This window comes from Hymenobacter gummosus, from assembly GCF_003970915.1.
Taxonomy (GTDB): Bacteria; Bacteroidota; Bacteroidia; order Cytophagales; family Hymenobacteraceae; genus Solirubrum; species Solirubrum gummosum.
Genome location: NZ_RXOF01000005.1, coordinates 58722 through 81399, shown reverse-complemented (window position 1 = coordinate 81399; position 22678 = coordinate 58722). Strand labels below are relative to the sequence as shown.

At 67.3% G+C, this 22678-nt stretch carries 17 protein-coding genes; 2 read left to right on the top strand and 15 right to left on the bottom strand.

Annotated elements, in window-relative coordinates; translation table 11 throughout:
• Positions 1-164: 164 nt before the first annotated feature.
• The 5 genes from EJV47_RS10390 to EJV47_RS10370 form a co-directional block, all read right to left on the bottom strand.
• Positions 165-3731: a M36 family metallopeptidase gene (locus EJV47_RS10390; RefSeq protein WP_165903690.1), complete on the bottom strand. Its 3567-nt coding sequence runs from the start codon at positions 3729-3731 to the stop codon at positions 165-167.
• A 146-nt stretch (positions 3732-3877) separates the two neighbouring features.
• A complete protein-coding gene (locus EJV47_RS10385) occupies positions 3878-4537 on the bottom strand; it encodes an energy transducer TonB (RefSeq protein ID WP_126693092.1) in 660 nt (219 codons plus the stop codon).
• 78 nt (positions 4538-4615) lie between these two features.
• A complete protein-coding gene (locus tag EJV47_RS10380) occupies positions 4616-6367 on the bottom strand; it encodes a bifunctional GNAT family N-acetyltransferase/carbon-nitrogen hydrolase family protein (protein WP_126693091.1) in 1752 nt (583 codons plus the stop codon).
• A 97-nt stretch (positions 6368-6464) separates the two neighbouring features.
• Positions 6465-8315 (bottom strand): glycoside hydrolase family 43 protein, encoded by a 1851-nt coding sequence (locus tag EJV47_RS10375; protein WP_126693090.1) that lies wholly within the window; start codon positions 8313-8315, stop codon positions 6465-6467.
• Positions 8316-8729: 414 nt separating this feature from the next.
• Complete coding sequence (locus EJV47_RS10370; RefSeq protein WP_126693089.1) at positions 8730-9830, bottom strand: hypothetical protein; 1101 nt, start codon at positions 9828-9830, stop codon at positions 8730-8732.
• Positions 9831-10000: 170 nt separating this feature from the next.
• Between EJV47_RS10370 and EJV47_RS10365 the strand changes: the two genes are divergently transcribed.
• Positions 10001-13420: a hypothetical protein gene (locus tag EJV47_RS10365; protein ID WP_126693088.1), complete on the top strand. Its 3420-nt coding sequence runs from the start codon at positions 10001-10003 to the stop codon at positions 13418-13420.
• Complete coding sequence (locus EJV47_RS27985) at positions 13408-13581, top strand: hypothetical protein (RefSeq protein WP_165903689.1); 174 nt, start codon at positions 13408-13410, stop codon at positions 13579-13581. Before EJV47_RS10365 ends, EJV47_RS27985 begins: the two co-directional genes overlap by 13 nt.
• 83 nt (positions 13582-13664) lie before the next feature.
• On the opposite strand, the gene EJV47_RS10360 is transcribed toward EJV47_RS27985, so the two are convergent.
• The 10 genes from EJV47_RS10360 to EJV47_RS10315 all read right to left on the bottom strand — a co-directional run bounded on the left by EJV47_RS10360 (position 13665) and on the right by EJV47_RS10315 (position 22595).
• The gene (locus EJV47_RS10360; RefSeq protein ID WP_126693087.1) at positions 13665-14324 is read right to left on the bottom strand and encodes a CoA transferase subunit B; all 660 of its coding nucleotides are present in this window, start codon (positions 14322-14324) and stop codon (positions 13665-13667) included.
• Positions 14325-14343: 19 nt separating this feature from the next.
• Positions 14344-15654 carry a serine hydrolase domain-containing protein gene (locus tag EJV47_RS10355; RefSeq protein WP_126693086.1) on the bottom strand — a complete coding sequence of 437 codons (1311 nt, stop codon included), beginning with the start codon at positions 15652-15654 and terminating at the stop codon, positions 14344-14346.
• Between the two features lie 25 nt (positions 15655-15679).
• Positions 15680-16381 (bottom strand): CoA transferase subunit A, encoded by a 702-nt coding sequence (locus tag EJV47_RS10350; protein ID WP_126693085.1) that lies wholly within the window; start codon positions 16379-16381, stop codon positions 15680-15682.
• Positions 16382-16531: 150 nt separating this feature from the next.
• Positions 16532-17800, bottom strand: coding sequence for a carboxypeptidase-like regulatory domain-containing protein (locus EJV47_RS10345; RefSeq protein WP_165903688.1), 1269 nt, complete (start codon positions 17798-17800; stop codon positions 16532-16534).
• Between the two features lie 142 nt (positions 17801-17942).
• Positions 17943-18896 carry a bifunctional riboflavin kinase/FAD synthetase gene (locus tag EJV47_RS10340; protein ID WP_126693083.1) on the bottom strand — a complete coding sequence of 318 codons (954 nt, stop codon included), beginning with the start codon at positions 18894-18896 and terminating at the stop codon, positions 17943-17945.
• A 367-nt stretch (positions 18897-19263) separates the two neighbouring features.
• The gene (gene truB / locus EJV47_RS10335; protein ID WP_126693082.1) at positions 19264-20109 is read right to left on the bottom strand and encodes a tRNA pseudouridine(55) synthase TruB; all 846 of its coding nucleotides are present in this window, start codon (positions 20107-20109) and stop codon (positions 19264-19266) included.
• Positions 20106-20936: an undecaprenyl-diphosphate phosphatase gene (locus tag EJV47_RS10330; RefSeq protein ID WP_126693081.1), complete on the bottom strand. Its 831-nt coding sequence runs from the start codon at positions 20934-20936 to the stop codon at positions 20106-20108. Before EJV47_RS10330 ends, truB begins: the two co-directional genes overlap by 4 nt.
• A gap of 9 nt (positions 20937-20945) precedes the next feature.
• Positions 20946-21257, bottom strand: a complete 312-nt coding sequence (locus EJV47_RS10325; RefSeq protein ID WP_126693080.1) for a DUF3098 domain-containing protein — start codon at positions 21255-21257, stop codon at positions 20946-20948.
• Positions 21258-21275: 18 nt separating this feature from the next.
• Complete coding sequence (locus EJV47_RS10320) at positions 21276-21632, bottom strand: four helix bundle protein (protein ID WP_243651103.1); 357 nt, start codon at positions 21630-21632, stop codon at positions 21276-21278.
• A gap of 69 nt (positions 21633-21701) precedes the next feature.
• Complete coding sequence (locus tag EJV47_RS10315) at positions 21702-22595, bottom strand: cell division protein FtsX (RefSeq protein ID WP_126693078.1); 894 nt, start codon at positions 22593-22595, stop codon at positions 21702-21704.
• Between the last annotated feature and the right edge of the window lie 83 nt (positions 22596-22678).

Sequence of the window (22678 nt, the reverse complement as noted above, 5' to 3'; positions counted from 1 at the left end):
GGTAGTCGGGATTGGGTAATCTGACCATTGACGACGCCTGCTTTGCCGCGCCGGCATTGCCCACTTCTAAGTGGATAGCACAAAAAAGCCCGCTGATAACTCAGCGGGCTTTTTTTGTGGGCAGGTTAGGTACCTAATATCGACTACGAAGTACCCGTTACCATTTACTCTTTTACCACGCGCAGCACGGTGCTGCTGCCGTCAGCGAGCTGGGCGCGCACCAGGTAGAGGCCGGCGGGCAGCTGGGCCGTTTCGGGCCAGCGCAGGGAGCTGCTGCCGCTGCTCAGGCGCTCGGCCGGGCGGCGCAGCAGCACGCGGCCGGCTACGTCGTAGAGGCTGAGCGTGAGCGTGCCGGGGGCCGTCGGGGCCGTCAGCGTGAGCTGCAGGCCGGCGGCACCGAAGGGGTTGGGCTGAGCCGAAAGCTGCAGTTGGGCCGCCTGGGCGCCGTGCTGGGCCAGCGGCCCTACCAGGTAGGTAATGATGCTGCCCGAGCCGGCCAGGGCGCCAGCGCCGTCGCGCAGCTCCACCAGCTGCCGGCCGCCGCAGCCGTTCATCACCTGGATGTCGTCGATAAACCAGCCCTCGAAGGTGGCGGGGCTGCCCTGGTCGGTGCGCATGCGGAAGCGCAGGCGCAGCGGCGTACCGGCAAAGCTGCTCAGGTTTACCAGCGTGCGGATAAAGGTGTTGGTGGGGCCCGTTACGCCGCGGCCCGAGAAGCAGCCCTGGTTCGGCGCCGTGGTGGTGGCGTCGAAGGTGCTGTTGTAGCCGTTGGCCACGAAGTACGGACCGGCATCAAGCCAGGTCGCGCCGTTGTCGGTCGACAGCTCCACGGTGCCGCCGTCGAAGCCGCCTTCCGTGTTGAAGTAGTGGTAGAACGAGAGCGTGGACAGGCCCGTGGGCGTAAACGGCGCCGAGGTCAGCACGAAGTCGGCGGGCACGGTGGGCGGAATGGCCCGCCAGGCGCGGGTGGGGCTGTAAGCCAGCACCGAGCTGGGGTTCCAGGTATTGATGGTGCCGGTGAGGGCCTGGCTGCTGAAGCTGCCCAGCGTGCTGCCGTCCTGGTTGTCGTCTACAGGCATCAGGATGGGGCAGAGGGAGCCCGGAGCCGCGGCGGCCCGGAAGCGTAGCGTCTGCACCTGCCCGTTGGCGGTAAAGGTCAGGTTGGAGAAAGTCACTTTGTTGCCGACCAGCGTGCCCCCCGAGCCGGGTACGTGCTGCAGGCCCGCGGGCAGCTCGGTGGTGAGCGTGTAGGGCGTGCCGGGCACGGCGCAGTTGCAGTTGGCGCGCAGCGTCACGTCGAAGGTGCTGCCGCTCAGCAGGGTGGCGGTTTTCTGCAGCGTTACGGGCGGGGGCATGTCGGAGGCGGCTACCTGGTCGGTGCCGCTGTTCGAGGAGCCCTGCACGGCGCTGTAGCCCATGCCGCGGCGGGCAAAGGCGCGCCAGATGGTGCAGTGGTACTGCCCGTTGTAGAGCAGGGAGTCGGCCCGCAGGATGGCGTCGCGCGCGTCGAGGAAGCCGGGCTGGCAGGGCTGCAGCTTCATGCCTTGCATTACCAGCTGCAGGGCCACGGTGTTGCCGCCGGTGCTGGCGCCGTTGTACAGGTTGGGCTCGATGCGGTTCTGCTGCTCAATGATGGCCCAGGTCATGTCCCAGAGCGTGGCGCACCAGATTTCACCGATGGCGTGCACCTGCGGGTTGGCGGCCACGTTGGCGTAGGTCAGCGGCTGCACGCTCAGCGAGGTGGAGTAGGGGTAGCGGCGGATACCGCGGCCGGTGTTGGCCTGGCCGGCGGCGTAGGTGCCCATGGGCCGGGCCAGGGGGCCATCGGTCAGCTGGGCGGTGCTCCAGTCGGTGTTCAGCATCAGCGAGAGGTAGTCGCTCCAGCCTTCGCCGCCCTGCTCCACGTTGCCCAGGCAGCTGGCCGAGGCCGTGCCGCCGGTCAGGCGGTTCGACACGCCGTGGCCGTACTCGTGCACCACGATGCCGTTGTCGAAGTCGCCGTCGAGCTGGGGCCGCACGCGCGACAGCGTCACCTGCACCGGCGTGCCGAAGTCCAGCTGGTTGGTGATGCGCAACGCGTCGGTGCGCGACACCATCACGGCCGGGATGGTGATGGTATTGTCGCTGCCGGTCATCGTTATCGGGTTGCCGGTCAGGTTATTGGCTACCACCACGCCGATGGCGCCGGCGGTCTGGGCGTTTTTCACCTGGGCCGCGAAGCCGCAGGCCCCGCCACGGGTAATCAGCGCGATTTTGCCGGTCAGCACGTTGGCCGGCGTGGTGCAGGCCAGGTTGGTGGCCGGGCTGCTGCCCGCGTCCACGTAGCGCACGATTTCGCCCGACACCGGGCCCAGCACGCTGAGCTTGTTGTTGGCGCTGAGGTTGCCCTCCACCATGGTGTACGAGCCGGCAATGGCAGCCGGCGAGGTCACGACCAGGGGCGCGGGGGCGGCGCTGTTCCACAGGAACATCTGCATGCGGCCGCTGCTGCCGTCGGGCGGGGTGCTGAAGTTGGCGTTGTTGGTGCCGGCCCCGTCCTGGGCTTCGGCGCGCACGTAGTCGTTGCCGCGGCCGCCGCGGCCGAGGTTGTCGGCCTGGAAGTTGCCGGCCGCCTCGGTAAAGCCGAACTGGTAGAGGACGTCGTGGATGATGTTGTTCCAGTAGAACAGGTTCACCACGGCCGCGTTGCGGTTGGCCACCGTGCTCGGGGCACTGTTGAAGTCCGGCGTGAAGTTGAAGCTCAGCGCCGGGGAGGCCGTCTGCGAAGTGGCGAAGTTGCCGGGCGCGTTCTGGTTGGCCGCGTCGTCGTAGGCCGACACGTTGTTGCCGCGGGTGGTGAGGTAGTCGGTAGTGCCGTCGTAGTGCCAGCCGTGGGTGGTGGCGTTGTTGCCGGCGCCGGCTTTCAGCCACGGGTCGGTTTCCAGGCGCAGGCTGGCGTGGTTGGGGCTCAGGCTGGGGTAGGGCAGCACCAGGTAGGCGGCCGTGCCGGCGCTGGGCGGGGGCGGCGGCAGGTAAGCCGCGGCGTAGGGGTTACGGGCCGGCGCCGCGGCCGGGGCCGCCAGGTGCGTCTCGGCGCAGGCGTCGGTGGCCACGTCGGCCGTCCAGCTGTCCTGCCCGATGATGGCCCCGCTGGCGGCGTCGATGCGCACGTTGGCCCAGTTTTCCACGTGGCGCAAGTCCACGTTCACGTTCCAGGCCAGGCGCGGGCGGCCGGTGTCGGTGGCCCACACCAGGCGCGCCTCGATGTCGCGGCGCGCGACGCCGGGGGCGGCGAAGGTCTGCCGGGCTTCGGCGCCCCCTTCATTGCTGACGAGCGAAGCATCGGCGGCGTGGCTGGCGTCGAGGTGCTGCAGGGCCTTGCGCACGGCCGTGGCGGCGGGTACGCCGGGGGCCACGGCCAGGTCGGCCAGCTGCTTGCTGGGCACGAAAACGCCGGCGTGGGAAGCCAGGCGGCCACCTTTAAAGGCGAGGGATAGGATCTGATTGTACACCGGAATGCCGCGGTGCACCTGCTGCACGTACACGTGCTGCAGGCCGTTGGCTTCGGCGTAGGCGCTGCTCAGGCGCATGTCGTCGGCCGAGAAGCCGGGGCCGGCCCACTGCGAGCGGGTCTGCAGGGCTTGCTGGTAGGCGCCCTGGTCGGGGGCCGATTGGGCGTGCAGCGGAGCGAAGGGCAGCAGCAGGCCCAGCGCGAGCAGGCCCAGCCGTTGGCGGGTAGAGGTTTTCCTCACGGGCAGGATAATTCGGGGAAAAGGAATGATCGGAATGGACGCCGGGTGAAACAACCCGCCGCATTGGTCCTTAAAAATACAACACATCAGTGCTACTTACCGCGGCGGCGCCGAAAATAGCTGCGGAACAAGCCCCCGGCCGGAACTCAGCGCGAGCCGTGGGCCGCTATGACCAGCTCGCCGAGGAAGTGGCCGTACTCGGGCGCCGGGGGTGGGGCCGGCGGCAGCGCGGCCTGGCCGATGCGAAACGTGAACTGCATGTAGAACTTGGCCGCCACCGGCCGGCCCAGGTGCACGGCCGGAATCCAGTAGTCGAAGTTCTGGCTCAGCACCCGCCACGCTTCCCGGTCGCACTCGGGCGAGAGGCTGCGCTCCACCAGAAAGTCCCGGGGCTGGCCGTCGGGGCCAACGACGAAGGTAATCAGCACGCTGCCCTGGCGCCGCTCGCGCAAGGCCTGAATGGGGTAGCGCATGGTGGTGCCCAGCCGGTACATGTCGCGGCCGCGGCTGCCCAGCAGGCGCGGGGGGCGGGCCGGGCGCAGCAGCTGCCAGCCGCTGGCCGTTTGCAGCCAGTAGCGGCCGGTGTCGGGCTGCACGAACACGATGCGGCTGGAGTCGTAGTCGAAGGTCAGCTCGGGCCGGCCGTCCTCATCAAAATACTCCCAGCGGCCCACCGGCCGCCCCTCGCGCAGCTGGCCGCGCTCGTACTTGTTGTTGCCCGGCTTGAGCGCGGGCGGAGCGCTTTGCGCCCGCACGGCGGCCGGAACCAGCAGGCCCAGCAACAGGGCTATTGTTTGATAGCGCATCAGAAAATAGGGGTAAAAACGAAGTGCCACCCAAAACTACGGTTTGGGTGGCACTCCACTAAGCAGCCGGGGCCGGAATTACCCCGCCGTGTGCTGCAGCTTGTTTTTGCGGCCGATGCGGCCAGCGGTGCGGTCTTCGCCCTGGGCCAGCAGCTCGTCGTCGCGCTCGGTTTTCTTCACCCAGCTCACCGAATACAGGTCCTTGCGCCGGTCGCGCAGGTTGCGCACGGCCCCGGAGGTGTTCAGGTCCTTGAGCAAATCCAGGTCGAGGTCGGCAATGAGCGTCATCTCGGTGTTGGGCGTAGCCTCGGCCACGATGGCGTCGTGGGGGAAGGCGAAGTCGGAGGGGCTGAACACCGCACTCTGCGAGTACTGAATGTCCATGTTCTCGACGCGCGGCAGGTTGCCCACCGAGCCGGTAATGGCCACGTAGCACTCGTTCTCGATGGCCCGGGCCTGGGCGCAGAGGCGCACGCGCTGGTAGGCGTTCTTGGTGTCGGTCCAGAACGGCACGAACAGAATCTTCATACCCTCGTCCGACAGCATGCGCGAGAGTTCCGGGAATTCCACGTCGTAGCAGATCAGGATGCCGATTTTGCCGAAGTCCGTGTTGAAGCACTGCAGCTTGTTGCCGCCGCGCATGCCCCAGTACGAGGCCTCGTCGGGCGTCACGTGCAGCTTGTACTGCTCGTCCACGGTGCCGTCGCGGCGGCAGAGGTAGGCCACGTTGTGCAGCTTGCCGTCCTCGTAGAGCGGCATGGAGCCGGCCACGATGTTGATGTTGTAGCTCACGGCCAGCTCCATGAACTTGGCCTTGAGCGGCTCGGTGAAGGCGGCCATGGCGCGGATGGCCACCGAGGGCGAGTCCTCGTTGGTCAGGGCCATCAGCGGGGCGTTGTAGAACTCCGGGAACAGCACGCAGTCGGCCTTGTAGCCCGAGACGGTGTCGACGAAGAACTCGATCTGCTGAAACAGGTCCTCCAGGCTCTTGGTGGCCCGCATCTGCCACTGCACGATGCCGATGCGCACGTTGGACTTCTGGTTGCCGATGAGCTTCTCGGAGTCCTCGTCGTAGTACACGTTGATCCACTCCAGCAGGGTGGCGTAGGCCTTGGAGTCACCGTCGTAGGGCAGGTAGCCCCGAATCATCTTGCGGACGTAGAAGTCGTTGGCCAGCTGGAAGGTGAGGATGGGGTCGGTCAGCTCCTTGTTGCGCACCATCTCCACGTACTTCTGCGGGGTCATTTCGTCGGCGTACTTGGCGTAGCCGGGGATGCGGCCGCCGGCCACCATGGCGCGCAGGTTCAGGTTTTCGCATAGCTCCTTGCGCGCGTCGTAGAGGCGGCGGCCCAGGCGCAGGTTGCGGTACTCCGGGTCCACGAACACGTCGACGCCGTAGAGCGTGTCGCCGTCGGGGTTGTGGGTGTTGAACTTGCCGTTGCCGGTAATCTTGGCGTAGGTGTGCCGGTCGCCGAAGTCGCTGTACTGCACGATGATGGCCAGGGCGGCGGCCACCACGCGGCCGTTGTCCTCGATGCAGATCTGGCCCTCGGGGAATTTCTTGAGCAGGTTGTTGTACTCGTCCTGCTCCCAGGCGCCCTCCATGTTGGAGTACACTTGGTCCATGATGTCGCGCACGGCCTTGTAGTCGGAGCGGCGCAGGGTGCGCAGCACCAGCTTGTGGGCCGCGGCGGCGGGGTTGGCGGGGCTTTCGGCGGGCGGGGCCGCGGCCGAAAGCGTGGCTACGGTGGTAGCCCCCGTTTTCTTGTCGGTTTTATCGGCGGCCTTTTTGGCCTGGCCGTTGGATTTGGCGGAGGAAGTCGATGCCATGAATGCGGAAGGTGAAACGCGCCGGGCAAAGGTACGCGGCCGGCGGGCGCAGTCTACAGCAACGTTGGGCGGGGCGCAGGTGTTCCGCTGCCCCGGCTTATTCGCCGGCTGGGCGCGGCAGCGGGGTGTTGGTGGGCACCGGCTGGCCGAACACGGGCAGGCCGCTGGCGTCCCAGGTAAACTTCTGCATCATGGGGTAGCGGTTGCCGGGGCAGTCCAGGTTGGGCTGCACGCGGGCGTGGTAAATCAGCCAGTTTTCCGAGCCATCACGCGAGGTAAAAAAGCCGTTGTGGCCGGGGCCGTACACGTTGCTGCTGGCTAGCTGGCTGAACACGGGGTTGGGCAGCTTGGTCCAGGAGGCGGCCAGCAGCGGGTCGGCCGTGCGGGTGCACCAGAGCAGGCCCAGGGAGTAGCCGTCGTGGCAATAAGAGCTGCCGGAAAACGTGAGAAAGGTTTTGCTGCCGTGCTGAATGATTTCCGGGCCCTCGTTCACGTCCCACTTCTGCGCTTCCCAGGGGTACTGGGGCCGGCTCAGCTCGGTATAGCTGCCCGTGAGCGTCCAGGGGTTGCTTAGCTGGCCGATGTAGATGCGCTGGGAAATGCGCGTCGGGTCGCCCTCCCGGCCCGACCACACCAGGTAGCGGTTGCCGTTCTGCTCAAACACCGTCCCGTCGATGGCCCACATGTCGCCGTTCGGAATGATGATCTGGCCCTTGTCGGTCCAGGTGCCGATGAGCGGGTCGGGGCCAGCGTTTTCGAGCACGCGCAGGTGCAGGTAGCCGTCGGCGCCCGCCCCGGCCGTGTAGTACACGTACCACTTGCCGTCGAGAAAGTGCAGCTCCGGGGCCCACAGCGAGGAAGAGTTCAGCCCCGTGGCGGGCTTGGTCCACACGGTGGCCCACTGCCCGCTGCTAACCTCGCTCATGCGCTCGGTGCGGGTGATGGTCACGTTCTGGTTGTTGGTGGCCAGGTAATAGTAGTAGCCGTCTTTCTGCAGCACCCAGGGGTCGGGGCCGCCGCCGCTCACCAGCGGGTTGGTGTAGGTGGTAGGCGCCGGCGCGGGCGCGGCCAAGGTAAACGAGCAGGTATTGCCGGCCGCCAGCGCCAGCGTATAGGTGGCGGGCACGGCCGCCTGCGGGGTGCCCACGGCTTGCAGATCCAGGCCCTGCCAGCCCGTACCCGTAAACGTGCCGCTGGCCGCGAAGTACAACCCGTTGACGGTGTTGGTGGTGAAGCTGTAGGCCCCGGGCGTGCTCACGCTCACGGCCATAAACTTGCGGCCGTTGGTCACGGGCCGGCCCACGGTGTAGGTGCCGCGCGCCGCCGCGCCGGGGTTGCAGTCGAAGCCCGTGAAGCCCACCGCATTGCTGGGGTAGCTTACCGTGAAGGTGCAGGTTTCGCCCGCGGGCAGGCTGGGGCTGCTAAGGGTGTAGTTGAAGGTGCCGCTGCCGGCGGGCATGCCCGAGGCCGTGAGCATGAGCGAGGCCTCGCCGGGCGCCAGCGTACCCTGCCCCGCAAAGCTCACGCCGTTCTGCTGATCGGTGCTGGCCGTCCAGGGGCCGGCGCTGCTCACCGTCACGTTCACCTGCTTGGTGTTGGCCGCCGTCAGGGCCGTGCCGGGGGCGTAGGCGCCGGCCAGCGGCCCGGCGCAGTTCAGCGAGCCGCGCCCGAAGCCGGCCGCCGCACCCGCGCCGCACAGACTTTGCCATCCGGTGCCGTTGTACACCTCCAGGCAGCCGGTGGTGGTGTTGAAGATAAGCAGGCCGGCGGCCGGGCTGCTGATGGCCGCACGCTGGGCCGTGGTCAGGCGCGGCGGGAGCAGGCCCTGGTTGGCGGTGGGACTAGCCACTTCCAGGGCAGCTGAGGGGTGAGGCGTGCGGGTACCCACCCCCACCTGCGCGCGGGCTACGGGCGCGACCAGCAGCAGCAAGGCAGCAAAGGTTTTCATGGTATTGGCTTTTTCGGGGTTGGGTGGAATCGGTGCGGCCCGTTTAGCTGGCGAATATGGTTGAGCTTCGTGCCTCCAGGCGCTAGGGTCAGCCGAAAGAGCTTCTCAATATATGTAATATTTCCAAGTGCATAGACTATAAGCAAGCCGGCCGCCCGGGCTGCTGCCCGGGCGGCCGGGGACGCGCGAAATCTGCTCAAAGAAGCCAGTCCGATGCATGGTAGCCGGTAGCACCAGGCACCACCCCCTGCGGCCCCCCCCAGCCAACGCACCGGGCAGTCGGCGCTCCTCCACGCCCTTGCTTACCGGCAATCAGTGCTCGGGGCCGTCGGGCCGGCAGCTGTCGCCCCCGGTGGCGCACGCCCGGCCGGGCAGCGGCCCGCCTGCTGGCGCAGCGGCCCCGCCGGTCAGGGCCTAGTAGCGCACCACCCTGCCCACGGCCGTAGCAGCGCCGGCGGGTTGCACGCGCAGCAGCAAAGTGCCCTGCCAGCGCGGGCTGAGCGGTAGCACCGACACGCCAGCGGGCTGGCGGAAGCGGCCCAGCAGGCGGCCGGTGAGGTCGGTCACCGTCACGTCGGCGGCGGCGGGCAGCTGGAGCTGCGCGGCGGTACCAGCCGGGGCGGCGGTAGGCCAGGCGGCCAGCGGGGTGGCTTGGGCGGCGGCCGTGGCGGTGGGCAGCTGCAGGCGGCGGTAGATGTCGCGGTACTCCACGTTGGTTACCACTTCCTGCCCGCCCACCAGGTTGGTGGTAATCGTCAGCACCGGCACGTGAATGGTCTTGGCCAGCCACTTGTACTCCCGGCGCACCGGCAGCGTCTGGCCAGTGCCGGCCCCGGTGCCCACGGCCACGCTGTCGTGGTCCTGGATGCGCGTCACCACCCGCACCGTCTGGAAGGTGCCGAAGGGCGTGACGAGCGTACCCCAGCCGTCGACGCGGTTCACGCGCTTGCGCCGCTGCGAGAGGAAGCCCGTGCCCGGCACGCTGATCTGGAAGTAGGAGTTGCTCGAATCGGCCGGGGAGCTGAAGCTGACGGGAAAGCGGTAGATGATGTCCTGCAGGGCCTGGCTCTGGTAAGTGGCCGGCAGGCCGATGCCGCCGACGGTGGCCCCGAAGCCCACCGAGCGGAAGTCGGCGTTGCTCAGGTTGTAGAACTCCACCGCGTCGGAAATCGGGACGGGCAGGTTGCCGGGCAGCGTCTGCGGCGACACCAGCGTGGCCCGGTTGACCCCGCCCAGCGGCCCGAAGGTGAACTGCAGCAGCGGGGCGGTGGTGTTGATGTTGCGGTAGCTTTCCACCCGCTGGCGCAGGGGCGTCAGGGCGCTGTAGTTCCAGGTCTGGTTGGCGCCGCGGCGCGTCAGGGGCGGGGCGGAAGTGGGCAGTACGGGCGCGGCCACGCTCAGCCGCAGCGTGTCGCCGATGACGGGCATGTCGGTGCGGTCGATGCTGGGCGAAGTCTGGGCCAGGGCGGCCGGGGCGGCCAGCAGCAGGGAAACGAGCGGGTAGAGGTGGCGCATAGGCGGAGGGCGGGTTATCAACCAGCAAGATAGGCAGTAAGCCCGGCGCGGCGGGCGTCAATTCCCGCCGTGGGGAAAAAATGACCCGGCCACCCGGCGACGCACCGGGGAATAGGGGCGGGGTCGTACATTCGACCCCGGTATTTTTTCCGTCCTGTTATTTTCCCGGTATGGTCCGACTTTACGGATTATTCTGCCTGCTGAGCAGCTGGCTGCTGGCCCTCACGGCGCAGGCCCAAACCAACGGCTACCTCTTCCAGGCCCAGAGCGGCACCTACGTGCCGCTGCCCGCCACTGCCACCCGCGTACCGGCCCTCGAAGTCGACGACGCGCTGGTCACCAACATTCCGCTGGGCTTCGTCTTCACCGGCAACCGCGCCTTCGGCAGCACGGTGAGCGTGTCGACCAACGGCTGGCTGACGCTGGGCCCCAACAACCCCAACTACAGCAACCCCTACGGCTACCCCGTCTTCTCCCCGGCGGGCAGCTGGATGGCGGCCCCGCTGTGGGCCCGGCTGAGCGGGGTGGGCGGCACGGCCCGCTACCAGACCACCGGCACGGCGCCCAACCGGGTGTTTGCCTTCGAGTGGCGCGACTGGCGCTGGGACGAGCAGGCCACCCAGCCGGTGCTGTCGTTTCAGGTGCGCCTCTACGAGGGCAGCAACCACGTGGAGTTTCAGTACCAGCCCGGGCCGGGCAGCGTCAGCCAGTCCTCCACGCTGGCCCGCGCGTCCATCGGGGTGCTCTGGTCGCCGGTGCAGACGGCCCCCCACGACGTGCTGCTGAGCGACGCCGGCCCCGCGCCCACGCTCAACCCGGCCAACCGGGCCCCCATCGTCAGCAAGCCCGCCGCCGGGCAGCTGTACCGCTTCACGCCCTCGCCCAACACCCTGGCGACCTGCCCCACGCTCACGGCCCCGACCATCGACGTGGTGCGGCGCGACTACGTGCGGGTGCGCGTCACCGGCATCAATTCCGGCGGCATTGTGCGGCTGCACTACGGCCCGCGCGGCTTCGTGCGCGGCAGCGCCGCCGACCAGAGCGTGGTGTGCAGCACGGCCGACAGCGTGCACCTGCTGCTGCCGCCCAACCTGGAGTACGACGCGCTGCTGGAACTGGAGTGCGGCCCTGGGTCCGGCCCTACCTATTCGCTGCGGGTGACGTTCCTGAGCGGCCTCACGCCCACCAACGACCAGCCCGACCGGGCCCGCTGGCTGTCGGTGAAAAACAACCTGAACCTCAACAATCTGGTGTCCGGCAACGCCCAGTACGCCACGCCCTGGACCTCGGCCCCGCTGGCCACCTGCGGCACCACGCCCGCCCCGCCCCCCGGCGGCGCCCGCGACGTGTGGTACGCTTTCCGGGCCACCGGCAGCACCCACGCCATTGGGCTGGAAGGCATGACTACCTCGATGGTCATGGAGTTGCGCACCGGCACGGGCGCCGCCTCGGTGGCCCTGGGCTGCCGGCGCACCAACCGCCTCGGCGGGCGCGATACGCTGATGGTCAGCGGGCTGCAGGCCGGTCAGGCCTACTTTGTGCGGGTGTACCCAACCACCGCCCTCAGCCACGCCAACTTCTCCAGCACGCTGGACGGCTTCTCGATAGGGGTGATGGAGGCCCTGCCCGCGCCGCTGGCCAACGGCAGCTGCGCCCAGGCCCGGACGCTGCCGGTGAGCAGCTACCCCGGCGCCGCCACGGCCGCCACGCTGGCCGGCGCGCCCGCCCGCGCCGACACCACGCCCGGGGCCTGCGCCGTCGACCAGTCGCGCCCGTCGGCGTCGGCGTGGTACGAATTTACCAGCCCCGGCCCCACGGTGGTGCTGGGCTTCGAGCCGAAGTTTGACGGGGTGGTAGAGCTGCAAAACGGCTGCTCGGGTCCGCTCATCTACCCGCCGGTGTGCCTGGTGGTGAAGGCCGGCCGCATCGGGCAGCAGGCCCTGACGGGGCTGACCCCCGGCCAGCAGTACCGGCTGCGCGTGTACCGCGCCTGGGAGCTGAAGGCGGAGGACGACTTGCGCTACGAGCTGCGCCTGACCACGCCCGCCCCGGCCCCGGCCAACGACGACTGCGCCCAGGCCCAGCCGCTGCCCGTGACGCCCCGCGGGCAGGCGGGCGCCAGTGGCACGTTGGCTGGCGCCAGCAGCTCGGGCCTGGCCCCGGCTACGGGCAGCTGCACCTGGCTGAACGGCAACAACCCGCCGGCCCCGGCGCCGCCGGCCACCGCCCAGGACGTGTGGTTTAGCTTCACGGCCACGGCCGCCACCCACGTCGTCACGCTCAACTCCGGTACCGATGCCGTGCTGGAAATACTTGCCGCCGGCGCCGGGGGCGCTTCGCCCTGCGCCGCGGCGCCCACGCGCCTGGGCTGCACCTACGCCCACGGCACCGACTGGGCCAATCCGCGCCAGCGCCTGCCCGGCCGGTTGCTGCTGACGGGCCTCACGCCGGGGCAGCAGTACTGGGCCCGCGTGTACGGGGTGGCGGGCAGCTCCCCGGCCCTGCCCACCGGCACGCCCGATTTCGAGCTGAGCCTGCACGAGTGGCTGGTGCCGGCCAACGACGAGCCGGCCCAGGCCCTGCCGCTGGTCTTGTCGCCCACGGCCGAGCCCTGCACCACGCCCGCCACCTTCACCCTGGACGGGGCCACTCCGAGCCTGCCGGCCACGGGCGGTGCCCCCACCGTGCGCGACGTGTGGTTCACCTTCGTGGCACCGGCGGCGGTGGCCCCCGCTACGTCGTCGGGCGTGGCGCTGCGCTTCAACTATTCCACCCCGCTTATGCAGGGGCCGATTGAAGTGCGCGAAGGTCCCGGCGCATCCGACCGGGTGCTGACGATGATTGGCACCTCGGCCAGCATCCGCACCACGGGCTACTCCGGGCTGGTAGCCCGCGGACTGACGCCGGGCCGCACCTACTACGTGCGCTTCGGCAGCAGCCTGGCCACACCCGAGCCCAGCAGCAGCTTCAGCCTGTGCCTGGCCCCGCTGGTGGCCAACGACGAGCCCTGCGGCGCCATCACCCTGCCCCTCGACGCCAGCGGGCAGTGCGCCTCGCCGGTGCGCGGCACCACCTACGGGGCCGGCCCGAGCCAGATTAACCAGGGCGTGGTGCTGCGCGTCGGCAACTGCAACAGCAGCACCAGCCTGTTCGACGTGTGGTACCGCGTGGTGCCCACCGGCAATGCCTTCCGGCTGCGCTGCGACGATCTGACTATCGATTTGGCCCGCTTGTACGAGCCGACGTCGGCGGACGGCTGCGGCGGCGAGCTGCGGCTGGTGAACTGCCAGGCCAGTGAGGGCGGCAACCGGCTGGCCTCCTGGCCGCTGGGCGACGTGCTGTTCGACAACCTCACCGCGGGCCAGACCTACTACCTGGCCGTGTCCCGGCAGCTAGCCAACAATGCCGGCAACCACGAATTCACGCTCTGCGCGCAATCGGCCGCGGCGCTGCCCACGCGCGGCGGCGCGGCCGGTGCGCCCGGGCTGACGCTGTGGCCCAACCCGGTAGCCGCCGGGGAGCCGCTCCGCGCCCAGCTCAGCTACCCGCCGATCTGCCCGCGGGCAGCCGCCTGCGGGTGGAGTGGCTGACCGCCGTAGGCCAGCGTGTGGGCTCGGTGCAGGAGGCAACGGTGCCCGCGGCCGGGGCCGTCGCGTTGCCCACTGCCGGGCGCACCCCGGGCCTGTACCTGCTGCGCCTGTGGCGGCCCGATGGCCAGCCGCTGCCGGTGCGCCGGGTGCTGCTGCAGTAACGACGCCGCGCCGCCAACGCCAAACGGCCCGCCGTACCTCAGTGGTACGGCGGGCCGTTCAGTTTAACGAGAATCCCGATGGACTACACGCCAGCCATTTCGGGCACGCCGGCGGCGGGGATGACCAGCTTGCCGGCGGTAGCCTGCTGAATCTGCTCCACCGATACGCCCGGGGCCCGTTCGCGCAGCACGAAGCCGTCGGGCGTCACCTCCAGCACGGCCAGCTCGGTCACGATTTTCTTCACGCAGCGCAGGCCGGTAATGGGCAGGGTGCAGTCGGTGAGCAGCTTCGAAGAGCCGTCCTTGGCTACGTGCTGCATGGCCACGATGATGTTCTTGGCCGAGGCCACCAGGTCCATGGCGCCGCCCATGCCCTTCACCATCTTGCCGGGGATTTTCCAGTTGGCAATGTCGCCGCGCTCCGACACTTCCATGGCCCCGAGGATGGTCAAATCCACGTGCTCCCCGCGAATCATGCCGAACGACTCGGCCGAGGAGAAGATGCTGGAGCCGGGCAGGGTCGTCACCGTCTGCTTGCCGGCGTTGATCAGGTCGGGGTCGACCTCCGCTTCGGTGGGGAAGGGGCCCATGCCCAGCAGGCCGTTCTCGGACTGTAGCACCACGTTGATGCCCTGCGGAATATAATTGGCCACCAGCGTGGGAATGCCGATGCCGAGGTTGACGTAGTAGCCGTCTTTTACTTCTTGGGCGATGCGCCGGGCAATGCCGTGTTTGTCGAGCATAAGGGTGGGAGCGGGGAAGTTAGTTGGACGAAGGGGCCGGGGCGGCCGTTACCGCCTGCCGCACCTGCTGCTTGAACTTGGCGGGCAGGTCGCGGGCGGTGGTGTTGGGGTATTTCTGGGTGTAAAGCAGGGCCACCACCTTCAGCTTGGGGTCGACCCAGTACGTGGTGCCGAAGATGCCGCCCCATTCGTAGCTGCCCTCCGAGAGGCCCGAAGCCGGGGCCTGCCCGGCCGTCATAATGCCGAAGCCCAGGCCGAACTTGTTGCCGCCCTGCTCCAGCGCCCCGATTTGATTCGTGGTCATCAGCTGCACGGTAGCGGGCTTGAGCAGGCGCCGCCCGCCGTACTCGCCCCCGTTGAGCAGCATCTGCAGAAACGCGGCGTAGTCGTCGATGGTGGAGGAGAGGCCCGCCCCGCCCGAAAAGTAGGTACCGGCGGCTTTGGGGTAGTCGGGCGTCATGCCGCCCTGGGGCGGCGTGGGCGTCAGGGCCTGGCTCTGCGCCGCTTCGGTGTAGAGCGGCACCAGGCGGCTGTGCTTGGCGGCGGGCAGGTAGAAGTAAGTGTCGCGCATGCCCAGGGGCTCAAACAGGCGCCGGCGCAGGAACTCGTCCAGCGGCTGCCCGCTCAGCACTTCCACGAGCCGCCCCACCACATCCACGCTCAGCCCGTAGGTAAACCGCTCCCCGGGCTGGTGCAGCAGCGGCAGCCGGCCGAGCTTGTCCATGGACGTGGCCAGCAGCCCACCGGGCGTGCCGATGCCGCTCGGAATACCGGCTTTGGCGTAGATGGCGCGGGCTTCCTTGCTGCCGATAACCGGGTAGCCCAGGCCGGAGGTGTGGGTGAGCAGCTGCCGGATGGTAATTTCCGACTTGGCCGGCACCGTGGTGTAGCTGCTGTCCTGGGGGTTGAACGTGGCCAGCACCTGCGCATTCTTGAACGCCGGCAGGTACTTGCCCACCGGGTCGTCGAGCTGAAACTTGCCCTCGTCGTAGAGCAGCATCAGGCCCACGCTGGCCACGGCCTTGGTCTGGGAGGCAATGCGGAAAATGGCCTCGGGCTGCAGGGGTGTGCGGGCCGCCACGTCGGCGTAGCCGAAGGCCTTGCGGTAGATAATCTTGCCGTCCTGGGCCACCAGGGCAATGGCGCCCGGCTGCTTGCCAGCCTCCACGTACTCCCGCAGCAGCTGGTCGAGGGCGGGCTGGGCGGTGGGCCGGGCCACCAGCGTATGGGCCGCCGGACGGGCCGCTTTTCGGGCGGGGGCGGCGGTCTGGGCGGCAGCGCCGTGGCTGAGCGCCAGCGCAAGCAGTAGAGCGGAAGCGGCCTGTTTCATCGGGGCGAAGGAATGGGGGCGGGGCTTACTGGGCGGCGCGCACGGTGCGCTGCTCGATGCGCTTCTCGTAGTCTTTGCCCTGGAAAATGCGCTGCACGTAGATGCCGGGCGTGTGAATCTGGTTGGGGTCCAGCTCACCGGCGGGCACCAGCTCCTCCACCTCGGCCACCGTGATTTTGCCGGCCGTGGCCATCATCGGGTTGAAATTGCGGGCCGTGCCCTTGTAGATAAGGTTGCCGGCCGTGTCGCCCTTCCAGGCTTTCACAAGGGCATAATCGGCGTGCAGGGCGGTTTCGAGCAGGTACATCTTGCCGTTGAACTCGCGGCTTTCCTTGCCCTCGCCCACCTCGGTGCCGTAGCCGGCCGGGGTGTAAAAGGCCGGAATGCCCGCCCCGCCCGCGCGGCAGCGCTCGGCCAGGGTGCCCTGCGGAATCAGCTCCACTTCCAGCTCGCCCGAGAGCAGCTGCCGCTCAAACTCGGCGTTTTCGCCCACGTAGCTGGAAATCATCTTCCGCACCTGCCGCTGCTGCAAGAGCAGCCCGATGCCGAAGTCGTCGACGCCGGCGTTGTTCGAAATGCAGGTGAGGTTTTTCACGCCCAGGCGCAGAATTTCCTGGATAGCGTTTTCGGGAATGCCGCACAGGCCGAAGCCACCCAGCATCAAGGTCATGCCGTCGGTGAGGCCCTGCAGCGCGGCCTGGGCGTCGGCCACTACTTTGTTGATCATACGTCGGAATTGGGGGAATTGGGCCGGCAAGTTATCAATCTGCCCTGAAGCCGCGCGCCCTCCGAACGCAGCGCGCCCCTGACCGGGGAAGTCAGGGGCGCGAACGGAACAAGTCAGACCGCCGGAGCAGGAGCAGGAGGTGCGCTCCGCCTATTTATTACGGCCGGGCGGGGTCGCCGGGGCCGTCAGCACAGGCTTCACCGCGGCGGTGGGCTGGTAGTCGAAGGGCAGAAACTCGCCGATTTTCTCGAAGCCCCAGTACTCACCCACCGATACGTCCAGCGGGTTCAGCAGGGAGCCGTCGGCCTGAATTTCGGCCTGCCTGCGCTGCAGCCGCAGCCGCGACACTTGCCGCGGATTGGGGAACGAGGCCCGCGGCGGCCCCAGCGGCGACATGGCGCGCTTGTACTGCGGGTCGGGTATTTCGCCGAAGTAGGCCACCTGCAGCTCCCCGGTGAAACGCAGGAACACGCGCTTGCCGCCCGGCCCGACGCGGCGGATGCTGTCGATGGGCAGGGCGGCCTGGTTCAGGGTGGCGTACACCGGGGCCGAGCGGCTCCACAGCGAGAGGGAGTCTTTTTCGGCCTTGGTCAGGTCGCTGCCGTCGGGGTGGCGCTCCAGCAGCACCTGGCGCAGGCTGTCGGTCTGCCCGAAGCGCTTGTTCACCGTCACCTTGATCTGCTGGGCCATGAAGTTCTCGGTGCGCAGGCGGCCCTGGTACACGCTGCGCAGAAAGTGCATGAACGAGCCCTGGTAGGCCTTCAGGCGGTTGGCCGCCCACAGCTTCTGCTGCTGCTCGTCCTTGGGCTTCATTTCCTCGAACACCGGCTCGCCGTAGTACGACACGGCCCCGTCCTCGGGGTCGAAGCTGAACTCCAGGCCGAAGTACTTCAGGCGGTAGCCCAGCGCCTCGTTGTCGACCTGCAGGTACTCCTTGGCCCGGGCCCGCAACAGCTTGTCTTCCTCGTCGAAGAAGACGCGGATGGCGTCGGGGTTGCTGATGCGGCACTGATTCGAGAAGGTGGTGCCGCCGAGGAACATCTGCGAGAATTTCTCATACTCCTCGGGCTTGTTGGGCTCGGGCTTGATGACGACCTCACCCAGGCTGTTGCCGACGGGCGTGAGCTGCAGGGTAAACTGCTGCGAAGAGCCGCTGACCGTCACGCTCTGCTTGCTCAGGCGGTAGCCCACGTAGGAGCACACCATGTCGTAGGTGCCGTTGGGCACGCGGTTGATTTCGAACTTGCCCTGGTCGTTGGTGGAGGAGCCGAAAGTGGTGTTGGCCAAAAACACGCTGGCAAAGGCCAGCGGCTCGCGCGTCACCGAATCGACGACGGTGCCGCTGAGTTTGCTTTGGGCCTGGGCGGCCGCGCCAAGGAGCAGGCAGCAGCCCAGTAATATCATGCGCAGATAAGTCATGCCGAGAGGAGGTAGGGTGCAAAAACGAGGGCCGGGACTGCGGCCCGGCCCTCGTTTCGCAAATTTAACGCCCATTCTGCCGTTAGCGTATCCGGCCGGGCAACCGCGGGCCGTCGGCCGGAGGTTTTTCGGGGGCCGCGGCTCAGCCGCCGACCAGGTGGGCCCGGGCCGCGTCGGCGTCCTTGGCCAGTTGTTCTTTCAGCGCCTCAAGGCCGCTGAACTTCTGCTCGTCGCGCAGGCGGGCCACAAACTGCACCTTCAGCGGCTGGTCGTACAGGTCGCCGTCGAAGTCGAGCAGGTGGGCTTCCACGGTTTCCTGCGGGTCGCCGCCCACGGTGGGCCGCACGCCGATGTTGAGCATGGCCGGGTGCCGGGTGCCGGCCGCCGTGGTGGCCATCACGGCGTACACCCCGCGGCCGGGCACCAGCTTCAGCGGCTCCTCGCAGCGGATGTTGGCCGTGGGGTAGCCGATGGTGCGCCCGAGCTGCTGCCCGCGCACCACCGTGCCCGTGAAGGGGTAGTCGTAGCCCAGGTATCGGCTGGCCGTAGCCACGTCGCCGGCTTCCAGGGCCCGGCGGATGCGGGTGCTGCTCACGCCCACCGCGTCCACGTCCTCGCGCGGAATTTCCTCCACCTCCAGCCCATACTCCGCGGCGTGCTGCTGCAGGTACTCGAAGCTGCCCTCCCGGTTTTTGCCGAAGCGGTGGTCGTAGCCGATGACCAGCTTGCTGGTACCGACTTTATCGAGCAGCAGCTCGCGGATGTACTGCTCGGAGGTCCACTCGGCGAATTCGCGGGTGAAGGGCACGATGAGCAGGTAATCCACCCCGTAGCCTTCCAGCTTTTCGATGCGCTCCTCCAGGGTATTGAGCAGGTGCAGGGGCTTGGGGTCGGGGTGGGCGGGGGGCGGGGCCAGCACCAGGCGCGGGTGCGGCCAGTAGGTAATGACCACGCTCGGGCCGCCCGACTGCCGGGCTACTTCCTGCAGGCGCTGCAGAATCTTGTGGTGGCCCAGGTGCACCCCGTCGAAGGTGCCGCTGGTAACCACGGCGTTGGTCTGGCGCGGAAATTCGGCAGGGTCGCGGACTACGTGCATCGCTGATTAAAACTGATTACGCTGATTACGCTGATTCGGGGGAGCAGGTGGTCAGCCGAGCGGAAAAGAACCGGAAGCGGGTCCGGCGGCGCGAAAGTAGCTACGCCCCCGGCAAAAGCCGCACCCGCCGTTCCGAAACGCCGCCGGTGGGCTGCTTTGGGCGGCCCGAAGAAATGGCCTAACCGTTCGGTACCCCAGCCGCGTAGCGGCGCCACGTCAATAGAAACAGATGCGCAAGAACGACCCGAGCTCCGTAGGAGCGGCACCATCTCCGCGCGGATTTAGGTGCCGCTCCTACGGAGCTCGGATTCATTTCTTCCAACCCTTATGCTATTGACGTGGCGCCGCTACGCGGCTGGCAGGTAGTTTATTCGGGGTCGGAAGAAGATGCCGGTTCGCCGCTCGGGGCGTCAGTGGCGGCTTGCTGCTGGGCGTCGAAGTACTCCAGGCCGGCGCGGCGCTCCTGGCGCTGGGGCCGCTCCCGGCGGGGCCGTTCGGCTTCTCCTTCGGGCCGCGGCAGGCGGCGGGCTTCGATGTCGGCCATCGTCAGGGCGTTTTCCAGGCGGTATTCGCCGATGCGGGTGCGCACCAGCTGGGTGAGGTGGGCGCCGCAGCCCAGCAGCTCGCCAAAGTCGCGGGCCAGGCTGCGGATGTAGGTGCCCTTGGAGCACACGATGCGGAAATGCACGTCGGGGCCGTCAATGAGCGGCAGCTCGAAGGCCTTGATGTCGACCTGCTTGCTCTTGATTTCGGCCGTGTCGCCGCGACGGGCTACCTCGTAGGCCCGCTCGCCGTTCACCTTTACCGCCGAAAACAGCGGGGGCGTCTGCTCGATCAGGCCGGTGAGCTGGGCGGCGGCGGCCTGCAGGTCCTCTGGCGTCAGGTGCTGCCAGGGCCGCTCCGCGTCCACGGCCGTTTCCAGGTCGAAGGACGGGGTGGTCTGGCCGAGGCGGAAGATGCCGGTGTACTCTTTTTCCTGGGCCTGAATCTGGTCGATGGACTTAGTTTTCTTGCCCGTGCACAGGATGAGCAAACCGGTAGCCAGCGGGTCCAGGGTGCCGGCGTGGCCGATTTTGCGGGGCTTGAGGGCGTACTTCACCTTCTTCACCACGTCGAAGGACGTCCAGCGCAGGGGCTTGTCGACGAGCAGCACTTCGCCCGGCTCGGGCTCCGGCTCGGGGCGCGGCGGACGGCGGTGTTGGGGCTGACTCATAGCAGGGCGAGGGGAATGTCGAGGGCCAGCATGAGCAGCAGCAGGCCGCCCACGATGATGCGGTAAAGACCAAAGGCGCGGAAACCGTAGCGGGAGACGAAATCCACGAACAGGCGAATGGCCAGCAGCGCCACCACGAAAGCTACCACGTTGCCCAGGGCCAGCAGCTTCAGCTCCTGAGCCGAAAACAGGTTCCCCAGCTCCACGCCGTGCGCGTGAGCTTCCTGGTAATAGTCGAGCAGGGCCTTGGCCGAGGCGGCGGCCATGGTGGGCATGGCCAGGAAGAAGGCAAACTCGGCGGCGGCGCGGCGGGTGAGCTTCTGCGAGAGGCCCCCGATGATGGTGGCCGCCGAGCGGCTCACCCCGGGAATCACGGCAATGCACTGAAACACGCCGATGGTAAAGGCCTGCCGCCAGCCGGGGTTGGTGACGGGGTGGCCGCCCTGCTGCGGGTCTTCCTGCGGAAACAGCCGGTCGATGAAGATGAGCACAATGCCGCCCAGCAGCAGCCCTACGCCCACCATCAGCACCGATTCGAGCAGCAGGTCGATGTACTTCTTCAAAAAGGCGCCCACCAGCACGATGGGCAGAAAAGCCACCAGCAGCTTGAGGTAAAAGTCGAAGCTCTGGAAAAAGCGCCGCCAGTACACCACCAGCACCGACAGGATGGCGCCGAGCTGAATGACGACCAGGTAGAGCTTGGTAAACGCCGTCGGGGCAATGCCCAGCAGCGCGGAGGTAATAATCATGTGCCCGGTGCTCGACACGGGCAAAAACTCAGTCAGCCCCTCGACGATGGCCAGGAGCACGGCTTGCCAGTAATTCATCCGGTACGCTTAGCGGCGCTGGTACGTGGGCGGGGTCGTCGGAGCGGCGGGGGCTACGGGAGCTGCCGGGCTGCCCGGGGTGGCGGTGGGCGTGGCAGTCGGCTGGCCCGCTACCGGCGCATCGCCCGACTTGGCCATGATGGCGAAAAACTCCACCACAAAGCCCGCAGCCAGCAACAGCGGCCCGAGCGTGAGGCCGAGGAAACCTTCCCCGTACTGCTCGCCATCGAGCTTCATGGTGATAAAACCGGCGGCCAGCAGGCCCAGCCCGACGAACATCAGGCGGTAGTTGCGCGGCCCGAAGGCGAAACGATTGTTCATGGCTAAATGGTCAAATGGCTAAATGGTCAAATGGCTGTTGGTGTACTTCACCAGCGCGTTGATCATTTTAGGCAGTTGTTGGAGTTCTTGAAAAACGTGTGAGTACTGAGCAAGAGAAATCAGCTGGCGGACTTTGGCTTTTTCATTCCAGTCCAAGGCTTCAAACAAAGAACCGTTGGCAATCCGGTAGAATTTAATCTTGTCCTTCTTGCCATAGCGCCCAAAGCCTTCCGCAATGTTGGCCGAAATACTGTCGACGGCCCGGATGAACTGTTCCCCTACGGTGCGCTGCGCCAGTCCTGACCAGCCGTTCACTTCGTGCCAGACGACATTACTGAGTGCAAAGCTAACGCAGTAGCATTCGATGTCACCCAAGCGCAGATACTTTGGAGCGGATGAAGGTTGCCCAGCCATTTAACAATTCAACCATTTAACCATAAAACTCTAATACAGCTCGTCCAAGGACATGCGCAGGTACTTGCGCACGGCGCGGTAGGAGCTGAAAAAGCCGATGACGCCGCCCAGCACCAGCAGGGTCGCCAGCACGGCGCCGATGAGCCGCTCGTCGCGCAGCAGGGCCAGGTCGTCGAATTCGTAGTAGGCGTACTGCATCAGGGCCAGCAGGAGCAGGGCCGCGAGGAAGCCGCTCATCACGCCCTGCCAGGTAGCGCGGCGCAGAAAGGGCTTCTGGATAAACCAGGAGGTAGCGCCCACCAGCTGCATGGAGCGGATGAGAAAGCGCTGCGAGAACAGGGCCAGCTTGATGGTATTGTTGATGAGCACGGCCACCACCACCAGCAGAACCACCGCGAAGCCCAGCAGCACCAGGCTGATTTTGCGGATGTTCTCGTTGACGGAGGTAATCAGGGTCTGCGGGTAAGTCACCTCAAACACGCCCTGCTGCTCGCGCAAGTCCTGGCTGATGCGCCGCAGCTGAGCCGAATCGGCGTACGCTGGGTTCAGGCGCAGGATGTAGGCGTCGCGCAGGGGGTTGTCGCCCAGCAGCTCCACCGGGTTTTCGCCGGTGCGGTCGGTAAACTGCTGCAGGCCTTCTTCCTTCGACAGAAAGCGCACCTGCGGCTGGTTCTGGCGGTAGGCTATATAAGGCTTCTGGCTCAGGGTGCGTTGCAGGCGCAGCAGCTGCGTCTCGGGCAGGCCGCGCTCCAGAAACACCTGCACCTCCAGATTCTCCTTCACCACGCCCGAAATCTTGTGGGCGTGCACCAGCAGCAGCCCGAACAGCCCCACCACCAGCAAGGCCATCGTGATGCTGAACACCACCATGGTATACGGGTAGGAGCCAAGCTTCTTCTTGCGGGCGGGGCGGAACTGGGGCATTGGGGCAAAAGTAATGAATGGTTAAATGGCTGAATGGTTAAATGGTTGATTGTTCTGCTGACAGAACGACCAGCCATTTAACC

Bases quoted from the DNA above. Each gene is read 5' to 3' on its own strand.
- truB (WP_126693082.1), bottom strand. From the start codon at position 20,109: ATGAGTCAGCCCCAACACCGCCGTCCGCCGCGCCCCGAGCCGGAGCCC.
- EJV47_RS10355 (WP_126693086.1), bottom strand. From the start codon at position 15,654: ATGAAACAGGCCGCTTCCGCTCTACTGCTTGCGCTGGCGCTCAGCCAC.
- EJV47_RS10370 (WP_126693089.1), bottom strand. From the start codon at position 9,830: ATGCGCCACCTCTACCCGCTCGTTTCCCTGCTGCTGGCCGCCCCGGCC.
- EJV47_RS10385 (WP_126693092.1), bottom strand. From the start codon at position 4,537: ATGCGCTATCAAACAATAGCCCTGTTGCTGGGCCTGCTGGTTCCGGCC.
- EJV47_RS10360 (WP_126693087.1), bottom strand. From the start codon at position 14,324: ATGCTCGACAAACACGGCATTGCCCGGCGCATCGCCCAAGAAGTAAAA.
- EJV47_RS10325 (WP_126693080.1), bottom strand. From the start codon at position 21,257: ATGAACAATCGTTTCGCCTTCGGGCCGCGCAACTACCGCCTGATGTTC.
- EJV47_RS10350 (WP_126693085.1), bottom strand. From the start codon at position 16,381: ATGATCAACAAAGTAGTGGCCGACGCCCAGGCCGCGCTGCAGGGCCTC.
- EJV47_RS10340 (WP_126693083.1), bottom strand. From the start codon at position 18,896: ATGCACGTAGTCCGCGACCCTGCCGAATTTCCGCGCCAGACCAACGCC.
- EJV47_RS10345 (WP_165903688.1), bottom strand. From the start codon at position 17,800: ATGACTTATCTGCGCATGATATTACTGGGCTGCTGCCTGCTCCTTGGC.
- EJV47_RS10315 (WP_126693078.1), bottom strand. From the start codon at position 22,595: ATGCCCCAGTTCCGCCCCGCCCGCAAGAAGAAGCTTGGCTCCTACCCG.
- EJV47_RS10375 (WP_126693090.1), bottom strand. From the start codon at position 8,315: ATGAAAACCTTTGCTGCCTTGCTGCTGCTGGTCGCGCCCGTAGCCCGC.
- EJV47_RS10380 (WP_126693091.1), bottom strand. From the start codon at position 6,367: ATGGCATCGACTTCCTCCGCCAAATCCAACGGCCAGGCCAAAAAGGCC.
- EJV47_RS10365 (WP_126693088.1), top strand. From the start codon at position 10,001: ATGGTCCGACTTTACGGATTATTCTGCCTGCTGAGCAGCTGGCTGCTG.
- EJV47_RS10330 (WP_126693081.1), bottom strand. From the start codon at position 20,936: ATGAATTACTGGCAAGCCGTGCTCCTGGCCATCGTCGAGGGGCTGACT.